Origin of the sequence: Proteus sp. FME41 (assembly GCF_014897315.1) — a bacterium.
In the GTDB taxonomy this organism is placed as follows: Bacteria; Pseudomonadota; Gammaproteobacteria; order Enterobacterales; family Enterobacteriaceae; genus Proteus.
In genome coordinates this window covers 47,435-66,489 of sequence record NZ_JABUYL010000006.1, presented here as the reverse complement: position 1 = coordinate 66,489, position 19,055 = coordinate 47,435, and the positions used below count along the sequence as shown (strand labels likewise).

The 19,055-nt window shown below is 39.7% G+C and carries 17 protein-coding genes; all 17 read right to left on the bottom strand.

The genetic code is table 11. The features are described 5' to 3' along the window. Window positions 1-14 precede the first annotated feature (14 nt). Complete coding sequence (cutC, locus tag INT04_RS07410; RefSeq protein ID WP_193015514.1) at window positions 15-3,443, bottom strand: choline trimethylamine-lyase; 3,429 nt, start codon at window positions 3,441-3,443, stop codon at window positions 15-17. 56 nt (window positions 3,444-3,499) lie between these two features. Next, entirely contained in the window at window positions 3,500-4,648 is a 1,149-nt protein-coding gene (locus INT04_RS07405; protein WP_193015513.1) for a 1-propanol dehydrogenase PduQ, read from the bottom strand. Between the two features lie 7 nt (window positions 4,649-4,655). Continuing rightward, window positions 4,656-4,919 carry a EutN/CcmL family microcompartment protein gene (locus INT04_RS07400; RefSeq protein WP_064721253.1) on the bottom strand — a complete coding sequence of 88 codons (264 nt, stop codon included), beginning with the start codon at window positions 4,917-4,919 and terminating at the stop codon, window positions 4,656-4,658. A 26-nt stretch (window positions 4,920-4,945) separates the two neighbouring features. Continuing rightward, window positions 4,946-6,613 (bottom strand): acetaldehyde dehydrogenase (acetylating), encoded by a 1,668-nt coding sequence (locus INT04_RS07395; RefSeq protein WP_193015512.1) that lies wholly within the window; start codon window positions 6,611-6,613, stop codon window positions 4,946-4,948. A gap of 73 nt (window positions 6,614-6,686) precedes the next feature. Further along, entirely contained in the window at window positions 6,687-6,965 is a 279-nt protein-coding gene (locus INT04_RS07390) for a BMC domain-containing protein (RefSeq protein WP_006536328.1), read from the bottom strand. Window positions 6,966-6,979: 14 nt separating this feature from the next. After that, window positions 6,980-7,264 carry a BMC domain-containing protein gene (locus INT04_RS07385; RefSeq protein ID WP_006536329.1) on the bottom strand — a complete coding sequence of 95 codons (285 nt, stop codon included), beginning with the start codon at window positions 7,262-7,264 and terminating at the stop codon, window positions 6,980-6,982. A gap of 20 nt (window positions 7,265-7,284) precedes the next feature. After that, window positions 7,285-7,563, bottom strand: a complete 279-nt coding sequence (locus tag INT04_RS07380) for a BMC domain-containing protein (RefSeq protein ID WP_004249182.1) — start codon at window positions 7,561-7,563, stop codon at window positions 7,285-7,287. A gap of 756 nt (window positions 7,564-8,319) precedes the next feature. Then, window positions 8,320-8,838, bottom strand: a complete 519-nt coding sequence (locus INT04_RS07375; RefSeq protein ID WP_193015511.1) for a FidL-like protein — start codon at window positions 8,836-8,838, stop codon at window positions 8,320-8,322. Further along, window positions 8,838-9,698 (bottom strand): transcriptional regulator, encoded by an 861-nt coding sequence (locus INT04_RS07370; RefSeq protein WP_193015510.1) that lies wholly within the window; start codon window positions 9,696-9,698, stop codon window positions 8,838-8,840. The genes INT04_RS07375 and INT04_RS07370 overlap by 1 nt, the downstream gene beginning before the upstream one ends. Before the next feature lie 26 nt (window positions 9,699-9,724). After that, window positions 9,725-10,312 (bottom strand): TetR/AcrR family transcriptional regulator, encoded by a 588-nt coding sequence (locus tag INT04_RS07365; protein ID WP_193015509.1) that lies wholly within the window; start codon window positions 10,310-10,312, stop codon window positions 9,725-9,727. A 336-nt stretch (window positions 10,313-10,648) separates the two neighbouring features. Next, the gene (locus INT04_RS07360) at window positions 10,649-11,923 is read right to left on the bottom strand and encodes a bifunctional O-acetylhomoserine aminocarboxypropyltransferase/cysteine synthase (RefSeq protein ID WP_193015508.1); all 1,275 of its coding nucleotides are present in this window, start codon (window positions 11,921-11,923) and stop codon (window positions 10,649-10,651) included. 228 nt (window positions 11,924-12,151) lie between these two features. Continuing rightward, window positions 12,152-13,066 carry an aromatic amino acid DMT transporter YddG gene (gene yddG, locus INT04_RS07355; RefSeq protein ID WP_193015507.1) on the bottom strand — a complete coding sequence of 305 codons (915 nt, stop codon included), beginning with the start codon at window positions 13,064-13,066 and terminating at the stop codon, window positions 12,152-12,154. Window positions 13,067-13,254: 188 nt separating this feature from the next. After that, window positions 13,255-14,298 (bottom strand): spermidine/putrescine ABC transporter substrate-binding protein PotD, encoded by a 1,044-nt coding sequence (gene potD / locus INT04_RS07350; protein WP_193015506.1) that lies wholly within the window; start codon window positions 14,296-14,298, stop codon window positions 13,255-13,257. Window positions 14,299-14,409: 111 nt separating this feature from the next. Then, window positions 14,410-15,192, bottom strand: coding sequence for a spermidine/putrescine ABC transporter permease PotC (potC, locus tag INT04_RS07345; protein ID WP_193015505.1), 783 nt, complete (start codon window positions 15,190-15,192; stop codon window positions 14,410-14,412). Next, on the bottom strand, window positions 15,189-16,049 hold the full coding sequence (potB, locus tag INT04_RS07340; protein ID WP_193015504.1) for a spermidine/putrescine ABC transporter permease PotB: 861 nt from the start codon (window positions 16,047-16,049) through the stop codon (window positions 15,189-15,191). Before potB ends, potC begins: the two co-directional genes overlap by 4 nt. After that, window positions 16,033-17,148 carry a spermidine/putrescine ABC transporter ATP-binding protein PotA gene (gene potA / locus INT04_RS07335; protein WP_193015503.1) on the bottom strand — a complete coding sequence of 372 codons (1,116 nt, stop codon included), beginning with the start codon at window positions 17,146-17,148 and terminating at the stop codon, window positions 16,033-16,035. Before potA ends, potB begins: the two co-directional genes overlap by 17 nt. 565 nt (window positions 17,149-17,713) lie before the next feature. After that, complete coding sequence (locus INT04_RS07330) at window positions 17,714-19,015, bottom strand: anaerobic C4-dicarboxylate transporter (protein WP_193015502.1); 1,302 nt, start codon at window positions 19,013-19,015, stop codon at window positions 17,714-17,716. Between the last annotated feature and the right edge of the window lie 40 nt (window positions 19,016-19,055).

Below are 19,055 nucleotides of genomic sequence, written 5' to 3'. Positions count from 1 at the left end.
CCCTATTACAGTAATTAGAATTTTTCAATCACTGTACGACTGATAATTTCATCCTGAACTTCTTTACATAATTCAACGAAGTAAGCACTGTAGCCAGCAACACGAACGATTAAATCGCGGTATTTTTCAGGCTCAAGTTGGGCTTTTTTCAGCACTTCATTATCAACATAGCTAAATTGCATTTGGCCATTGCCCAGAATGGACGCGGTTCTTAGTAAGGTAATTAAACCTTGGCGACCTTCATTGGTGTCTAACAAACCTTTCAGGAATTTGAAGTTATGAACCATACCAATGTTCATGGTTTCAACATTCATCTTACTGATTGATTTGATAATCGCAGTTGGGCCATGTTTATCTGCGCCCTGTGTTGGGCTGATACCATCTGACAATGGTTTCCATGCTAAGCGACCATTTGGTGTAGCTGCGGTTAACTCACCAATTGGGGTATTGTTAGAGATAGATAACGTACCGTGGCTCAGTGTGGAGTAGAGCATTTTGTATTTACGGCATTCACGCTCTGTCCATTCCGTAATATCCAGTGCATATTGGTCAACAATGTCATCATCATTACCAAATTTTGGTGCATTTAAGCAGTCACGCAGTAACTCTTCATGCCCTTCGTAATTCGCTAATAACGCATCACGGATTTGCTCTAAGGTGTATTTTTTATCTTCATAAACTAATTTACGAATAGCCGCCATTGAATCGACATAAGTTGCTAATCCAGAGAAAATCAGACCTGGACCATGATTGACCATTGCCCCACCAGCAGTAACGTCTTTACCTTGTTCCATACAGCCTTCAACCAACAGCGACATTAATGGTTTGGGTGCAACATCACGGTGAACACGTTGGCTTATCACAGTACCGATTGCCGATAAGCGAACAATGTGTGCCACTTGCTCTTTTACCGCACGGTCGAAATCTTCATAAGTCCGTAAATCACGTAAATCACCGGTATCTAAACCTTGGTAGCTATCAAACAGCACCATACGACCACGGTTTAATACAAACTCAATCGCAATAGGCCATTGGGTATAACCTGTTGATGTCCATTGATAAATACGACCTGATTTTTGTGGTTCAACACAGCCCATCAAACAGTAATCACGGGCATCTTCAAAATCAAAACCTTTACGTAACATCATCTTGATATGAGAATCATCGAAGTGACACGCAGGGAAGCCCATACCGGCTTTTACGACATCAACAATTTTTTCCATATACTGCGGTGATGATTGGTTATGAATACGACAGGCAAGTGAAGGTTGATACACTTTCACAAAGCGCACAGCATCCATAATGAGGTAAGTTAAGTCGTTACACGCATCACCGCCTGAGCGTTTTTGCCCTCCAACCGTTAAGTTGATAAACGGTTGATACCCTGCAAAATACTTCGCCCCTAGTTCACTCGACATCCACATTAATTCAGCACATTTAATGATAAAGGCTTGCATCATTTCCAGTGCTTGTTCGCGGGTTAATACCCCCGTTTTGATGTCGTTTTCATACATTGGGAAGCAATATTGGTCTAAACGACCTAAAGAAAGGCCAGTTTGGTTCTCTTCAACTTCAAACAGTGACTCTACTGTCCAAATACTTTGCAGCGCTTCTTGCAGTGTTTTAGGTGGATTAGCAGGTACATTTTCATTGACTTGGGCAATAGTCAGTAGCTCTTCACGACGTTGAGGATTGCTTTCTTTAGAGGCTAATTCACGCGCATGTTCAGCAATACGGCGACCATAAGCAATCACACCTTCACAGCTTTCAATCGATGCTTTATAAAAATAGATACGGTCAATATCAGCCGGATTTTCCATGCTTAGCTCAGCGAGTTTAGCTTGAGCATCCGCTTTAATGCCGTTCATACCTTTAGTAAATAACAGCACGTCATAACCAGGGCAAGTATCACCACCACCATTGATTTGGTGATAGGAAAGGTCACTGACAAAGGTTTCACCACTGAATTCCCACACACCTGCTTCGCGATATTGTGCTTCGCAGATTTCATCCAGAGAACGACCTTCCCAGAAAGGAACTAACTCCTCACGGATTACTTTTTTATCTTCTTCAGAGATAACAAAAGGATCTTGTGGACGTGTGCTCATGGTATCCAGTTCATCACGAACCCAACGCCATGCGATATCAGGAGAGAACGCACCAGCCCGCGGTTTTCCACAAGGATGACCCACAATTAATTCTTCATCTTGAATTAAGATAGGGGCGGTTTCACACGCACAACGGAAGGCTTTAGCACGCAGTAAAATAGGCGGTAAACCTGGGTTATTACGCACAATTTCAGTGAATGCTAATGCTCTGTAAATAGAGACACTCGGGCGTGCTTCTAAATAACGGTTACGTAAACGTTGTAATCGAGGCGTTAAACCTTCCATCACGTTAAATTCACCCGTCTCTGCGGTTGGTGAAACAACGTGTGCTGAAGGCGCTGCGTATTGAGGTTGTGAATTCATTTGACCGTTGTATAAACGGACTTGCAGTGAACTGTGCAATGTTGACAAATTAGTACGTGCTGACAGCAACATTTCTGATAATTCGTTAATGCTGACACGCGGATCGTTGATATCAACACCCTGAGTCATTGCATCAAACATGGGGTAACCATCAACTTCTTTAGTTGCACGCACTTCTGAAAGCTCAGCTAATTTTAGCCATACACTTTCAACAATTTCATACGCTTGCGCCTGTGTTAAGCGACCTTGGTCAATATCACGTTGATAGAATGGATAAAGCGCTTTATCAAATCCCATTGGATTAATAGCATAGCTACCATTTTCCAGATGTACGATTAATTGCAGTAAATAGAAAACTTGGACGGCTTCTTTAAACGTTTCTGCGGGTTTTGCAGGTACTTTACGTAATGTTGCCGCGTTATCTAATAATTCCGCTTTACGGTATGGATTACTTTCCATTGCAGCCAAGTTTTCTGCTTTTGCCGATAGAATTTGCGCAAAATAGAGGGCAGCATCACATGCATAAATAGCCGATTTACAGAAGTTCGCCTCATCCATACTGCTACGATTTACGGCACTCCCAATGCTTCTAATTCTGTCTTCAAGTTGTGCTTTAATCGCCAAGAAACCTTGATTAACCACCAGCATATAATCTGGTGATGCAACACTGTTATTAATGCTTAAGAAACGATAAATAGAGTCACTGCGCACTTCTTCTTCAGTATGGAAAATGGCGCCGCGTAGCGTTGATGATTGACTACCAATAATCAGCTCATCTTGTGCGATATGGCTTGGAAAATGGCGGATAAACTCATAAAAACGTTGTGCGGGTTTAATCGCTTGAGGAACGCCTGCAATACTGTTGTCTAAAGAATCAAAAATGGTCGCACGCTCTGTAATGATTGAGCTATTGCGTGAAACTAAACGTTCTGCCAGCATTTTTACGCGTGGCGTCAAAGAATATTTGGCCATGTGAGGCTCTCCTGATGTTCTTTACTTGACCTAATCGGTATTTATTCGGTTGAGCATTAACTGTGTGATACACCGGCAAATGCCTGACGATACAATGTTTCTAATTGGTGTGTGTTCACGTCACGTGGATTTGTCGGCGTACAGCTATCTCGTAAAGCCTGTCCGACCATTTCCGTTAAACGGGCATAAAAGTCCGCTTCACTGACACCGGTATCGCGAATACTCTTCGGCATACCCATTTCATCTTTCAATACATTAATGGCGACGATTAAACTGGTTACCCCTTCTCTTACAGTGTTAGCTGGAAGTCCTAAGCTTTGAGCAAGATAGGCGTAACGTTTTGCTGCTTCACTATTACAATCACCATGAAGATTGGCATTAAAGGCGACAACATGTGTCATCAATAACGCATTTGCACGACCGTGAGGAACATGGAAGACACCACCTAATGCGTGGGCAAGACTGTGAGTAATTCCCAAAGAAGCGTTAGTAAAAGCCATCCCTGCAATACACGATGCGTTATGCATTTTTTCACGAGCCAGTAAGTTGTCTCCTTGATGATGGCAATCAATCAAATGACCAAATACTAACTTGACGGCTTTCTCTGCCATCGCATCAGAAAAATCAGACGCAGCTTTAGAAACATACGCTTCTAGTGCATGGCAAAGCACATCCATTCCCGTATCAGCTGTAATTGCGGGTGGTACTGATTTCACCAACTCAGGATCGAGAATGGCAACATCAGGCAACATAAATTCATCAACCAAAACCAGTTTTTCACTGTGTGACTTAATCACAGAAAAAGAGGTCACTTCCGAACCTGTGCCACTGGTGGTTGGGATCGCAATAAATTGCGGTTTTGTTCTGTTACTCTCTTTACGGGTATGCCAGAGGGAGTACATAACGGCTTTCGCGGCATCTATCACCGACCCACCACCGAGTGCGATAACCAAATCTGGATAATGGGCATCCATGATTTTCATACCACTGACAATGGCTGAAATATCAGGATCTGACGCAACATCATCGTAAACTTGGAACTCGATACCCTGTTGCAATAACTTGTTGGTAACTTTATTTGCAAAGCCAAACTTCACCATTGCTTTATCTGTCACCACAAATGCGCGGCGGGCAGTTAACCCAGAGAGAAAATCCAGTGCATTGGTGCCAAACTGAATTTTGGGTTTTATCAGAAACTCACTCATGTCGTTATTACTCCTTGCTGTCTCGATAAACCTTCTCAACAATGGCAACCACTGACATCGCTTTATAACGATCTTTGTTCAGTGCGAAGTATTCTTCAGCCAACACAACATCGTTGATACCTGCACCGACACTGTCCACTGCAACATATGTTTTGTTTTTCAGTGGCTTAAGCTCATCATCTAAAGTGGCAATCATTAATAAATTGCTCCCTTTCAGTTCTGGGCTTTTTTGTGTCGCGACTACGTGTCCGATTACCTTTGCGAGGATCATGGTTTATATCGCCTTATATCAATGAGTTATTTACTCAGACGTCCGAGAACTTCCTTGATAATGCGTTCCACGTTTTCTTCGGTAATATCACCTTGTTCAATCACTTGTTGCGCACAAGCACTTACCGTCGTTGCATAAGGAGACGCTCCGAAGCGATCATCACCTTGAGTTTGACGTTGTGCAGTTGCACATTCAGCATGAACAGGCGTTAAAGAAGGTGAACGAAAACGATCATCATCAAGAATGCTGGTCTGGTGATTTGCACTAGAAACAGAGCAAGCAGAAACAGCAGGTTGAGCCGCTTCTTGTGCTAAAGGACAAGGTTGTTTCAACTCTTCAACGGTACGTACGCCATAACCTACTTTACGAATATTCAGTAAATTCATTGGGCCTACGTTGTCAGAGCTAGAACCGCCACCTACCGCACCACAACCTAACGTTAACGCAGGTGTGATATTAGTGGTTGCACCAATACCGCCTAATGCCGCAGGAGTATTAATCAAAATACGGTTAACCGGTTTTTCTAAAGAGAACTGACGGATAACATCTTCATTTTGAGTATGAATAACTAAAGTGTGACCTAAGCCTTCGTTAGTCAGTAATTGCACCACGCGATCGCACGCTGATTTCCAATCTTCTTCGATATACATTCCTAAGATTGGGCATAATTTTTCACGTGAATACGGATTTTTCGGTGAAACGGTATCTTGTAATGCGATTAATACACGCGTATTTGCTGGCACACTAAAACCTGCACGCTGACTTAAATAAATCGCATCTTTACCCACTACAGCGGGGTTAATTGTGCCGTTAGCACGCAGTAACATTGAAGCCACTTTGGTTGCTTCTTCGTCATTCATAAAGTAAGCACCTTGCGCTAATAGCTCACGGTGAACTTCGTTATAAATGCAACGTTCAACGATAATGGATTGCTCTGATGCACAGATAACCCCATTGTCGAATGTTTTACTGGTGATGATATCGCTCACTGCTTTTTTGATATCTGCACTGCGTTCAATAAAGGCAGGGCCATTACCTGGGCCACCACTGATGGTTGGCGTACCTGATGCATAAGCAGCACGCACCATACCTTCGCCACCAGTCGCTAAAATTAATGACACATCTTTGCTGTGCATTAATTCTTTTGTTGCTTCCAGTGTCAGTAATGTCACACCATCAACAATACCTGCGGGTGCTCCAGCCTCTAAAGCCGCTTTTTTAACAATTTCTAACGCACGGAAACTGCACTGTTTTGCATTGGGATGCGGAGAGAAAATAATTGCATTACCCGCTTTCAGTGCAATTAGGGTTTTATAGATAATGGTTGAGGTTGGGTTAGTTGAAGGGACTAACGCCGTGATAACACCTAAAGGCACGCCAACATCCATGACTTTTTTCACTTTATCGTCATTGATAATGCCAACGGTCTTCATGTCTTTCATATGTTCGTACACACGCAATGACGCGAAGGTATTTTTCAGAACTTTGTCTTCCCACTTACCAAAGCCTGTCTCTTCGTTTGCCATTTTTGCCAGCTCCTCGGCATGACGAGCGGCTTCAAATGCAATGTGTTTTACAATACTGTCGATTTTTTCCTGCGAAAATTTAGCATAAACAAGTTGTGCATTTTTCGCGTTACAAACTAGCTCACGAGCCAGTTGTCTGGATTGCAAATCTTTATCTAATGCAACCATGTCTTCCCCCATACAGGAGTTAAAAAATTTAGCTGAATAACTTATTTCTTTGCTTTACAGCGCGCCTAAATAATTAGGCTTTATGCTGTTGGGCGATTTTCTCGATATCGTTATGCGGTCTTGCAATAACACGAGAAGTCACGACGGTGCCGATACGTTTTGCTGCTTCAACACCCGACTCAACCGCTGCATTCACTGCACCGACATCGCCTTTCACCATGGCTGTCACTAAACCAGAACCGACATTTTCATAACCAATCAGTTCTACATTGGCTGCTTTGCACATTGCATCAGCAGCTTCAATGCAAGCGACAAGACCTTTGGTTTCAACTAGACCTAGTGCTTCTTTCATATTTATTTCCTTCGTTATTCAGTCACTTTGTACTGGGCAACGATTTTTTGAATATCGTTATGTGGACGAGCGATAACTAATGAAGTCACGACAGTACCAACACGTTGAGCCGCTTCTAAGCCAGATTCCACAGCAGCTTTAACAGCACCGACATCACCTTTCACCATGGCGGTCACTAAACCAGACCCCACATTTTCGTAGCCGATCAACTCAACATTTGCCGCTTTACACATCGCGTCTGCCGCTTCAATACAAGCCACCAGCCCTTGAGTTTCAATAAGTCCTAATGCATCACCCATACGTTCTCCTAAGGCAAAAACTATGCCTTGTGTTTGATAACAATCTTGTTGATGTCATTGTGAGGACGAGCAATCACGAGCGATGTAACAACTTCACCCACGCGTTGTGCTGACTCCACACCTGAATCCACTGCAGCTTTCACTGCGCCTACGTCGCCTTTCACCATCGCAGTCACGAGACCTGAACCCACATTCTCATAGCCAATAAGTTCAACGTTCGCGGCTTTACACATAGCGTCAGCGGCTTCAATACATGCCACCAGACCTTTGGTTTCGATCAGACCTAATGCATCACCCATTTTCATTTCCTCCGAGAAGCCGTTTAACGGTTTACGTTTGCCCATTGTGTCTGCGTGGTGATTTTTTAAACGCAGACGTTGGTTTCAAAATCACTATAACGCGCAAAAAACAAAACAAAATATAAATCCATGATAGTGATATATATAGAATTTAATTCTGATATTTAGTGTTTTTTATCGCTCTATTTATTTAACCATGCTGTTTATTTACTTTTTTCATCGTTATAAATTTATCAATTTCCACAAAAAATAGATTAGAAAATAGGCGAATTAACTTTGTTAGAAGGATGTTGAAAAGGTGCAAAAAGCCAGTATGTATCGATGGGAAAGATGTGCGGAATATCACTGATAATTCAACGTGAGATCAATAATTGAAAAAGTCTAAATCAAGTCTATATACAAATTGTGCTATTTTTTTATTGATAACGTATTTATTTACTCTACCTCCTTACAACAGGTATAAAAAAGTGAAAAAAATCACGCTTTATCTAACACCTATACATGAGGCCTACGCGAATAATAAAGCGGGAGAAGTATCATTTACTGGAAAGGCACAAATCGACGGCTGAGCGTTTATGCTTATTTAAGGAAAGTTTTCAGTCTATACAACAAAGGAGGGTAAAAGAGAGAGTAATAACACAATGACAATAAGAATAAGCAAAAGGAATTGAGTGTAATCAATTAGGTCTTAAGATAATGAAAAAGGTGGAAGCAGACGTACCACCTTATAAAAACAAGATCAGATAATCAGGACAGTTAATCGAATTTACTACCTGGTTTTAAAGTACAAATATAGAGGGGGGAATTGAGTGAGCTTAATAACAATGTTTTCTCATTAAGCTTTTGCGCATTAATAAAGAGTCCGTCATGGCTGTCTGACATTTCACGCATAAAATAGTCAAAAATAACATCTGGAGATTCATCAATTGATGAGGCACTTGATTCCCACTGACTAACAAAATAGTGACGTTCAGTAGGTGAAACACGTTTGGTTGTATAATTAAATTTCACATAGCGTTGTAAATATAACCACCCTGCTTTTGAGGTGGTATAGCCTTCAACAACAATCGACCCTTTACCATTAGCACCAAATGAAAAATGAATATTGCTATTTACATTTTCATCTTCCATATTCTCAAAACGCATAATACCTTTGGTTGAGCAAACCATCACACCTTCATTTTTGATAGTAAGTAATCTTGTAGCTGCATAAGTGGCGACCAAGATAAAAATCAGGGCCGATAAAAAACATAAAAGTTTCCCTGAGATTTTCATTAGTATTTCCAAGAATAGTAAAAGTAATTGTCACAATAACTAAATGGATTATCTTCGTTCTTAGCACAGTGCGCTAAAAATACTCGCCCCAATCCATTTGTTTGTAATTTATCACCATAAAAGAAAACAAATCGCTCACCTTTCACACACTGTAAATTAAGCTTTTTTCTTACAGCGTCAAAATTACGAACATAATTATCACTTACTGCAGAATTAATCATCGCTTCATTAGAAAGTAACTCACAGTCATTATGTGTTAATGGTGTCAGTGAAATTGGCTTTGATTGATAGTGATTAAAAAAGATGATCGCAGAAAGAAATATCGCACCTAATAAAAAACCGATGCTGGCTAAATACCAACAAATCTCTGGCTTTTGTTTTTGTTGCGACGCATCTTCTTGCGTAGACTCTAAAGGCATTTGAGTTTGCGTTAGAGATAAAGGCGTCGTGGTTTCAACCGCTATTTGATGTTCATCTTTAACTAAAATAGATGCGTCTTCATTGGTTTGAATTGAAGGTAATAGCGTTGAATCATCAATGAGTTCAATTGAAATATCCGGATTAAACTCTAATCGTCCTTTCGCAATCGTAACAATGATATTTTCAATACCATAATGGCGAAATGTTTTTCGTAATAAACTCAAATATTGGTTTAAATTACTGTTTGATGATACTAGCCCATTATCATCCCAAACACGTTTTAAGACTTCATCACGATTAACAACACCGGGATGTTGAATAAAATAAAAGAGTAACGCATTGGCAGTAATAGAAAGATGAGTATCAACACTCTCTTTTTCTAATGATATTGCGCCATCCGTTGCGTCGTAATAAATTAAGGCATTTATTTTGTATTTCATTGTGCCCTCATTCATCCTGATTAAAATTACTGATTTGCTGTGTTTGCCATATAGTCAAATGTCATTTCAGATAATCTTTCAACTAATGCGCTACGCTCTTCTTGTGAAATCGTAGGGCCTTCTGTTAATTCAGATAACCAAAGACCATCTGCGGCATAACGAATTAATGTACCTAAATAGCTATTATCTAATTTATCGCCTTTGGCTAAATGATCTAACATCCAATCTCGCCAGCATTGACGCATAATAGGCTCGTTTGGCATTGCTAAAGACAGTATGGCTAATTGGCGACTTTCGTCTGACTGTTTTAAATCAGAAATATAAGTTAAATATGCGCGAGAAAAACGTCCCGCGGCAATAGGATCATTTTCCATAATAACTGCAATTCGACTATCCATAATACCTAATAGCCGTTTAAATACTGCATGCACTAATTCTAATTTTCCGGGGAAATGATGAAGTAGCCCACCTTTACTTACACCCGCTTCTTTTGCCACGGCATTTAAAGAAAGAGAGGCTATTCCTTCATTAGCCACAATAATGCTTGCCGCTTCCAATAATTGCTCTTGAACTCGGATAGGGTCTTTTTTTCGGTGATGCGCAGTTGTATTCATGCATAGGATGATACCGACCAGTCGGTATGTTCCTTATTGATCGAAATCAATCTGATTTCGACTGAGGCTTATTATATATAAATAATGGAGTTGACTTCACATTCCTTTATTTTGAATTAAATTTAATTTAAAAAATAAAATTATTTTATAGAATTGATCTGAATAATAGATTTAAAAATTTGAGATAAGTTGAGTTTGATTTTCGTCAAAATTAGATTTGGAAATTTATTATTTTATTTGAAATAATAAATTTGATAAAAATAGAATTAAAAAATTGAATATAAAAAACCTCCTTTAAATAAAGAAGGTTTTAATTTTATCATTTGATAACTTTAATTAAATACTGGCTTTTAATGCCTGCTCTAAATCTGCAAGAATATCGTCAATATGCTCAATACCAATAGATAAACGAATTAAGTCCCGTGAAACACCGGCACGTTCTAATTCTTCATCATTAAGTTGGCGATGCGTGGTTGATGCTGGATGACATGCTAATGATTTAGCATCACCAATATTCACAAGACGAACAATCAATTGCAATGCATCGATAAATTTAGCACCCGCTTCAGCGCCACCTTTTATCCCAAAAGAGAGAATACCCGCAGGTTTACCTGACATATAACGTACTGCTAAATCATGTTCAGGATGATTGCTTAAGCCTGCATATTTTACCCATGCAACTTGAGGATGATTTTGCAGATACTCTGCTACTTTCTGTGCATTTTCAGTATGACGATCCATACGCAGTGCCAGCGTTTCTAAACCTTGTAGGATCAAGAAGGCATTAAAAGGCGACAGCGCTGCACCAGTTCCACGCAAAGGTGCAACACGACAACGGGCAATATAGGCAGCAGCACCAAAATGCTCGACATAATTTACCCCGTGATAAGAAACATCAGGTGTATTCAATATTTCAAAACGATCTTTATGCTCAGCCCAAGGGAATGTACCTGAATCAACAACAATGCCCCCGATAGAATTACCATGACCACCAATGTATTTAGTTAAAGAGTGAATAATAATGTCGGCACCATGTTCAAAGGGGCGGCATAAATAAGGTGTTGCCACCGTATTATCCACAATTAAAGGTACACCATGACGATGAGCGACATCGGCCAATGCTTGAATATCGATAATATTTCCACTTGGATTGGTGATAGTTTCACAAAATACTGCTTTGGTTTTATCATCAATTAATGCTTCAAGAGCAGCAATATCATCATGAGGAGCAAAGCGCGCTTCAATACCAATACGAGGAAAAGTGTGCGCCATTAAGTTATAAGTCCCACCATAAAGCTTAGCGACAGAAACAATATTATCACCCACTTGTGCAATGGTTTGGATCGCGTAAGTAATCGCAGCCATGCCCGATGCCACTGCAACAGCCGCAATTCCACCTTCTAATGCCGCAACCCGTTTTTCTAATACGTCATTGGTTGGGTTCATTATTCGAGTATAGATATTTCCGGGAACTTTTAAGTCGAAGAGGTCAGCACCATGTTGCGTATCATCAAATGCGTAAGATGTGGTTTGGTAAATAGGTACAGCGACCGCTTTTGTCGTTGGATCAGGTGAATAACCGGCGTGAACAGAAAGTGTCTCAAGTTTCATAGCAATCCCTTTTTGTTGCATTTGTTCTTATCGTATTACTTATATTTTAAATAACTTAAATCAAAGTAAGCATTCTTAGTATATAAGTCATATAAATAAGCGCATATCGTCTCTGTCGTATAGTGAAAAAATTTCAACTTAGATTAATACGACCAAAGTACCATACCGCCAATAATGCAAAACGCCGCTTTTCACTGTGATATTTGAGTTAAGGATCTTGCTTTCTCTCTATTTTATCGTTTTGAGTACTTTTATCTTTTTTTGACGAGTTGCTAACCAGCAAATTAAAGAACCACCCGTCACCATCATGACGCCTTGCCAAAATGAAAAAGAGAGTGCGGTTGATAATAATATTGATGAAAAGGCGGTTGAAATTACAGGTGTAAAATAAGAGAGTGTTGCCAGTAATGTAACATTCCCCCTGATCATTCCCATTGTCCATGCTGCATTAGCAAGCCCAATAGCAGCCCCCGTGATTAACAAAAGCGTGATACTTTTTGTATTAATAATCCATTCAACTGGCGTTGAAAATAGGTATTGCCCCCATAACGCAAGTGACGTTAATAAAAAGAAAGGCACAATGCCGTTATTCCCGCCAGACATAAGACGAGTTAAATTGCTATAAAACGCCCATAAAATGGCACCTGAAAACGCCAATATATAACTTAATGGGTTGCTTTGGATATTTTGCCATAAGCCGTCAATTGTCAGAGGGTTATCACCACTGACAACCCAAATTAATCCACTGAATGCGCATAATAACCCGATAATCAATAAAATAGAGAATCGCTGTTTATTGAGTATTACGGCAAGTGCTAACGTGAAACTTGGCCACAGATAATTTACCATTCCTAACTCTATTGCTTGTGCTCTATCTGTTGCGAACCCTAATGCCAGAGATAAACACACCTCATAAGTAACAAATAAGAGTGCTCCCCAAAAAAGATAACGTTTAGGAAAAAGGGAGAGTTTAGGTATGCCTAAAATCAAAATAAGGAACAGTGTACCCGTGGTATAAATCAAAGCGGCACCACCCACCGCACCAAAATATTCACTAATATTACGAATTAATCCAACAATGGTGCTCCAAAGAAAAATAGCAACAATGCCATATAACGTCCCTTTTGCTGAGCTAGATATCATTTTGCGCCTTCAATTAAGTTTATTAACTCACTCATAAAAAGTTTTCATTACCTTTACGCTTTCAAAAAATAAATTCAACTTATCAATAAAAATAAATACTCATTTTTTGTCTTCACAAAGTAAATGACCTTTTTCACTATTAAAAAAGCCACCTTAAAAGGTGGCTTTAGCGTAAAACGAGGAGGTCATTAGCGCCCTGCTTTTAGTTTTTGGTAATAGCTTTCATATAACACGGTCGCATCACCGACATCATTTTGCCATTCACCTTTATTAATGATCTCTTCACTTGGATAAAGAGAACTATCTTTTGTAATGGTGTTTGGCAATAATTTTTGTGCCGCGAGATTTGGTGTTGGGTAACCAATATTTTCAGCCACTTTAGCCGCGATTTCTGGACGCAATAAGAAGTTGATCAGTTTATGAGCACCTTCAACATTCTTGGCATTGGCAGGGATCGCTAAGCTATCCATCCAAAAAATTCCGCCCTCTTTTGGCCACACCATTTCAATCGGCGCACCTGCATCACGAGCAATAAAGGCCGAGCCATTCCAAATCATCCCTAAATTAACTTCCCCTTGCATATAAGGGTTGGCTGGATTGTCGGAATTGAAGGCCAATACGTTTGGCATTAGCTTTTGTAGCTCTTTATAAGCTTCTTCGATCTGTTTAGGATCGGTCGTATTGCCTGAATAACCTAATTTTAATAATGCCACTTGGAAAACTTCACGAGCATCATCCGTTAATAATAGGCTATCTTTATATTCTGGTTTCCATAAATCCGCCCATGAAGTAATGCGAGTGACATCCACTTCATCGCTATTGATCCCAATAGCAGTCGCCCCCCAAATATAAGGAATGGAGTAGTCATTTTCTGGATCAAACGGTTTATGTAATAAGCTAGGATCGAGATTATCAAAATGCGTTAATTTTGATTTGTCGATTTTTTGTAGCATTCCTTCATGGCTCATTTTAGAAATAAAATAAGTAGAAGGAACCACCAAATCATAAGCACCTTCTTTATAGGTCTTTAACTTGGTATACATGCTTTCATTAGATTCATAGGTGGAATAAATCACCTTAATCCCAGTTTCTTTCGTAAACTGTTCAAGCAAACCAGGCGGTACATACTCCGTCCAGTTGTAGAAATATAATGTCTTATCATCATCAGCCGATGCTGTACCAATACTTAATGCCATTACACTAGCAGCAAGTACTGAGGACCACTTTTTCATTTGTGTTTCCTTCAGTGGTTAAGGCGTTAATATCAAATAGGCAGTGAGCCTACCTCCAACAGATTGGTCATTAAGACCCCAATAAGTACGAGAAACTCGCACTAATACATATCATTCCGCTTTGCCAGTTCGGTCTCTTAAGATCAACTGACTGATTAACACTAAAACTAAGGATAGACCTAAAAGGATGGTTGCAAGCGCATTTACCTCTGGCGATACCCCAACTTTTACCATTGAATAAATTTTTAGCGGTAAAATTTCATAACTAGGGCCTGTTACAAAGGAAGAAACGACCACGTCATCCATCGATAACGTAAAGCTTAATAACCAACCTGACGCCACTGCTGGCATGGCTAATGGCATAATGATCTTACGTAAAATAGTAAATTCACCTGCCCCTAAATCTTTTGCAGCTTCTAACATTTTGACATCAAATCCACTTAATCGTGAATACACCGTCACCACAACAAATGGCAGACAAAATGTAATATGTGAAAATAGAAGTGACCAAAATCCTAGTGAAACCCCCAATATCATAAACAGCACAAGTAACGAAATCGCCATAACAATATCAGGTGACATCATCACCACAAACAACATCCCCCCGACAAATTTTTTACCCCGAAAGCGATAGCGATAAAGCGCAACTGCGGCTAACGTCCCAATTAAGGTGGCAAATGTCGCAGAAGTGACCGCCATTGTTAATGAATGTCCTGCGGCTTGAAGCAGGCTGTCATTGTTAAATAAAATGGCGTACCAATCTGTGGTAAATCCTTTCCAATTAATCCCGAAACGTGATGAGTTAAATGAGTTAACTATCAGAATGATGATTGGGATGTAAAGATACGCGTAAATAATGGACATAAATCCACCACGCAATAACCGTCCTATCATTCTATTTCTACCTTCTTATGCAGTAGCTTCACGGCTCGATAATACACAAACAGCATTAATCCCATTACCAGTGTTAAGCAAATACTGGTTGCCGCACCAAAAGGCCAATCGCGAATATTTAAGAATTGGCTTTTTATTACATTACCAATTAATAAGTTTTTCGCCCCTCCCATTAAATCGGCGACAAAAAATAAGCCCATGGCAGGTAACATCACGAGTAAACAACCCGCAATAATGCCCGGCATGGTTAAGGGAATAATAATACGAATAAAGGTTTGAAATTTATTAGCACCCAAATCACGCGCAGCTTCTAAGCAAGGTTTATCTAGCTTTTCAATACTGGAATATAACGGTAATACCATAAAAGGTAATAAAATATAAACCAGTCCCAGCACAACGGCTTCTGGGGTATAAATGATCCTAAGTGGTTTATCAATAAGTCCTATCCACAGCAGGAATTCGTTAAAATATCCTTTCGTGCTTAAGAATATTTTTAATCCATAAATACGAATAAGTGAGTTTGTCCAAAAAGGCACAATCAATAAAAACAACATTAATGGCTGTATTTTCCTAGGCATTTTTGCAAGAAAATAAGCAAAAGGATAACCTAATAATAAACAAGCTAATGTTGCTACCACCGCCATATTGATTGAATGCAGTAATACTTCTGCATACATAGGATCAAATAAGCGATAGTAGTTATCGAGTGTAAAAGTCATTTCGACAAGATTGGCATCATCACGCGTTAGAAAACTGGTCGCAATGATCATGATATTCGGCAGGAAGACGAACACCATCAACCAACCCACAACACCGGTAATTACGATGTTTTGAAATAGTTTACGTGTTTTCTTCATCTGCCAGCACAACCTCCCAGCTTTCAACCCAAGTCACTGCAATTTTTTGGTCTAATGAGTGATCAACGTCAGGATCATCTTCATTAAAGAATTCACTCACCATCACCATTTTGCCGTTTTCCATTTCAACAACAGAATCTAGCGTCATACCTTTGTAGTTACGTTCACGAACATAACCGATTAACCCAGGTAGGTTTTCAAGATCGTGAATTTCTTCAACTCGAAGATCTTCAGGTCGAAGCAATACTTTGAGTTGCTGATTTTGTGTCACAGGTAATGTGGTATAAATATCACATTCATGACCTTCAACATCAGCACGAATACGCGTTTCATCAATACGATGAAGAACACGAGCATCAAAAATATTAATTTCGCCTATGAACTGCGCAACAAACAGATTTGTTGGCTCTTCATAAATTTCACGCGGTGTTCCATCTTGCTCAATACAGCCTTCACGCATCACCACGATCCGGTCTGACATAGTCAGTGCCTCTTCTTGATCGTGCGTAACGAAAATAAAAGTTATTCCTAATTTACGTTGTAGGGCTTTTAATTCATTTTGCATCTGTTTACGTAATTTGTAATCCAGAGCAGATAATGATTCATCAAGCAGTAGTACTTTCGGTTTATTCACAACTGCGCGTGCGATCGCAACACGTTGCTGTTGTCCACCAGAAAGATGTGCAGGGCGGCGTTGTGCGAAATCTTCAAGTTGCACCATGCGCAAGGCTTCTTCAACGCGAGTGTTAATCTCTGCTGCAGGTGTTTTCTGCATACGAAGACCAAACGCAACGTTTTCAAAAACGGTCATGTGAGGAAAAAGTGCGTAACTTTGAAAAACCGTATTTACAAAACGTTGTTCCGCAGGAAGATGCGTAATATCCTGTCCATCAAGGATAATTTGCCCATCATCAACGTCTTCTAAACCCGCAATTAAGCGCAATACCGTCGTCTTACCACAGCCTGACGGGCCGAGTATAGTTAAAAATTCGCCATGGTTGATAGTCAGATCGAGGCGGGAAATAATTTGTTTTCCGTCGAAACCTTTGCTTAAGGATTTTAATTCGACAACTGGTGTCAGAGATGTTTTCTCAGTCATTTAAGGTAATACTCTATCCCGAAGAATAATGCAGATAGAACCGCCACTGGAAAAGACTGTGTGAGCTGCCGGAGCATTATGCTCCACAGAAGCCCAAAACCAGCGACGCCGTATGTATAGTACAAGCGGAAAATGATAAACGCAGTGGCGTGAAATTGAAAGCAAAAAGGCGCATAAACAGTGAAAAACTATTCATATTTACGTTTTTCCTCATAAATTAGACCTTTTTTGTTTTCTAGCAAAAAGATAATAAAATCAAAATGCTACTTATTTATATAAATATGAAAAATCTATTAATTTTATGATTAAATAATTTTCCCATTATAAATTGTCTAATCGCCCCCTTTTTCTATAAAAACACATGGTAATACAAAAAATCCTCAATCATAAATCCGTTATGATTGAGGAGACTATTTTAAACAACACTTTCTATTACTCTGGCAGGTAATTTAACTCGCGTTTTATCAATAAGTTGATTCTAGGGGTATAAAAACAACATTATTTAATAACGCTTTTTTCTCAAATGAATAATATTTATACTGTATTGCTTTTCCCTTTTGATTAATTAAACAATCATGGGAGCTACGATAAAACCAAATAGTACTCCGGTAATAATTCCGCCTAATCCTGGCAACATAAAGGGGTGGTTTAGAATATATTTACCCACTCGTGTTGAGCCTGTTGAGTCAAATTCAATTGCCGCAAGTGAAGTCGGATATGTCGGCAATACAAAGACCCCTGTAACTGCAACAAAAGAGGCCAGAATTGCCCATGTAGGCACATCAAGTGCAATGGCTAATGGAATGATTAAAGGTGTTGTTGCACCTTGTGAGTAAAGTAATGCACAGGTGAAGAAAAGAACCGCAGCTAACAAAATAGGATAAGCTGCTAAAATATCTCCCGCAACCGCCTTAATTTCCTCTAAATGGAAATCAACAAAAGTTGTACCTAACGTCACTATCCCTAAAATAACAGCAAGCGAGCTCATACCTGATCGGAACGTCGGCGTCATAACTATTGCATCGGGAGATGTTTTACAAAAAATAACCATCAAGCACGCCGCACTTAACATACAAATGATAATGATATCTCGTGTTCCCATTGTTTTACCCAAATCAAACCCTGGGCGTAATGCAGGAAAAGCAGCAAGAATAACCACCGCAACTGTCGCAAATAGAAATAACACGACAGAAAATTTAGACCATACGGTGTCATTACTTTTTTTCTCTTCGTACTTTTTAACTAAACCGGCTTTTAAGCGCTCTAAATAAACGTCGTCATCTTTTAATTCGCAACCTTGGCGCGACGCAATAAAAGCTGCCGTCATGGCTGCAACAAAAGAAGCCGGCAAGCATACTGCCATAACAGTAATAAAGGATACGCCATTGAATTCCATAATTGCTAACATAGCGGCCATGGCTGCACTAATCGGTGAGCCAGAAATAGCGACTTGTGAAGCAACAACCGATCCCGCTAATGTACGAGAAGGACGAACACCAGAATCTTTTGCTATTTCAGCAATAACAGGCAATGTCGAGAATACAATAAATCCAGTCCCTGCAAGGATTGTCATTGTCCATGTGATCATTGGCGCAATAATATTGATGTATTTAGGATTCTTGCGCATCAATTTACCTGCAAGGCGAACTAAATAATCCATTCCTCCCGATGCTTGTAATGCAGACGCTGCGACAACAACAGTCATAATAATTAAAATGACATCAACAGGGGGAGAGCCTATCGGTAAACCGAGTCCGACGGTTAAAATAACCAACCCTAACCCACCACATAAACCGATACCTATTCCTCCCATTCTAATTCCGAAGAATATGGCACCTAATACCACGAGGATTTCTAACCAAATCATAATTGGCTCCAGTAGATATTTAGATTAATTTAATAAATAA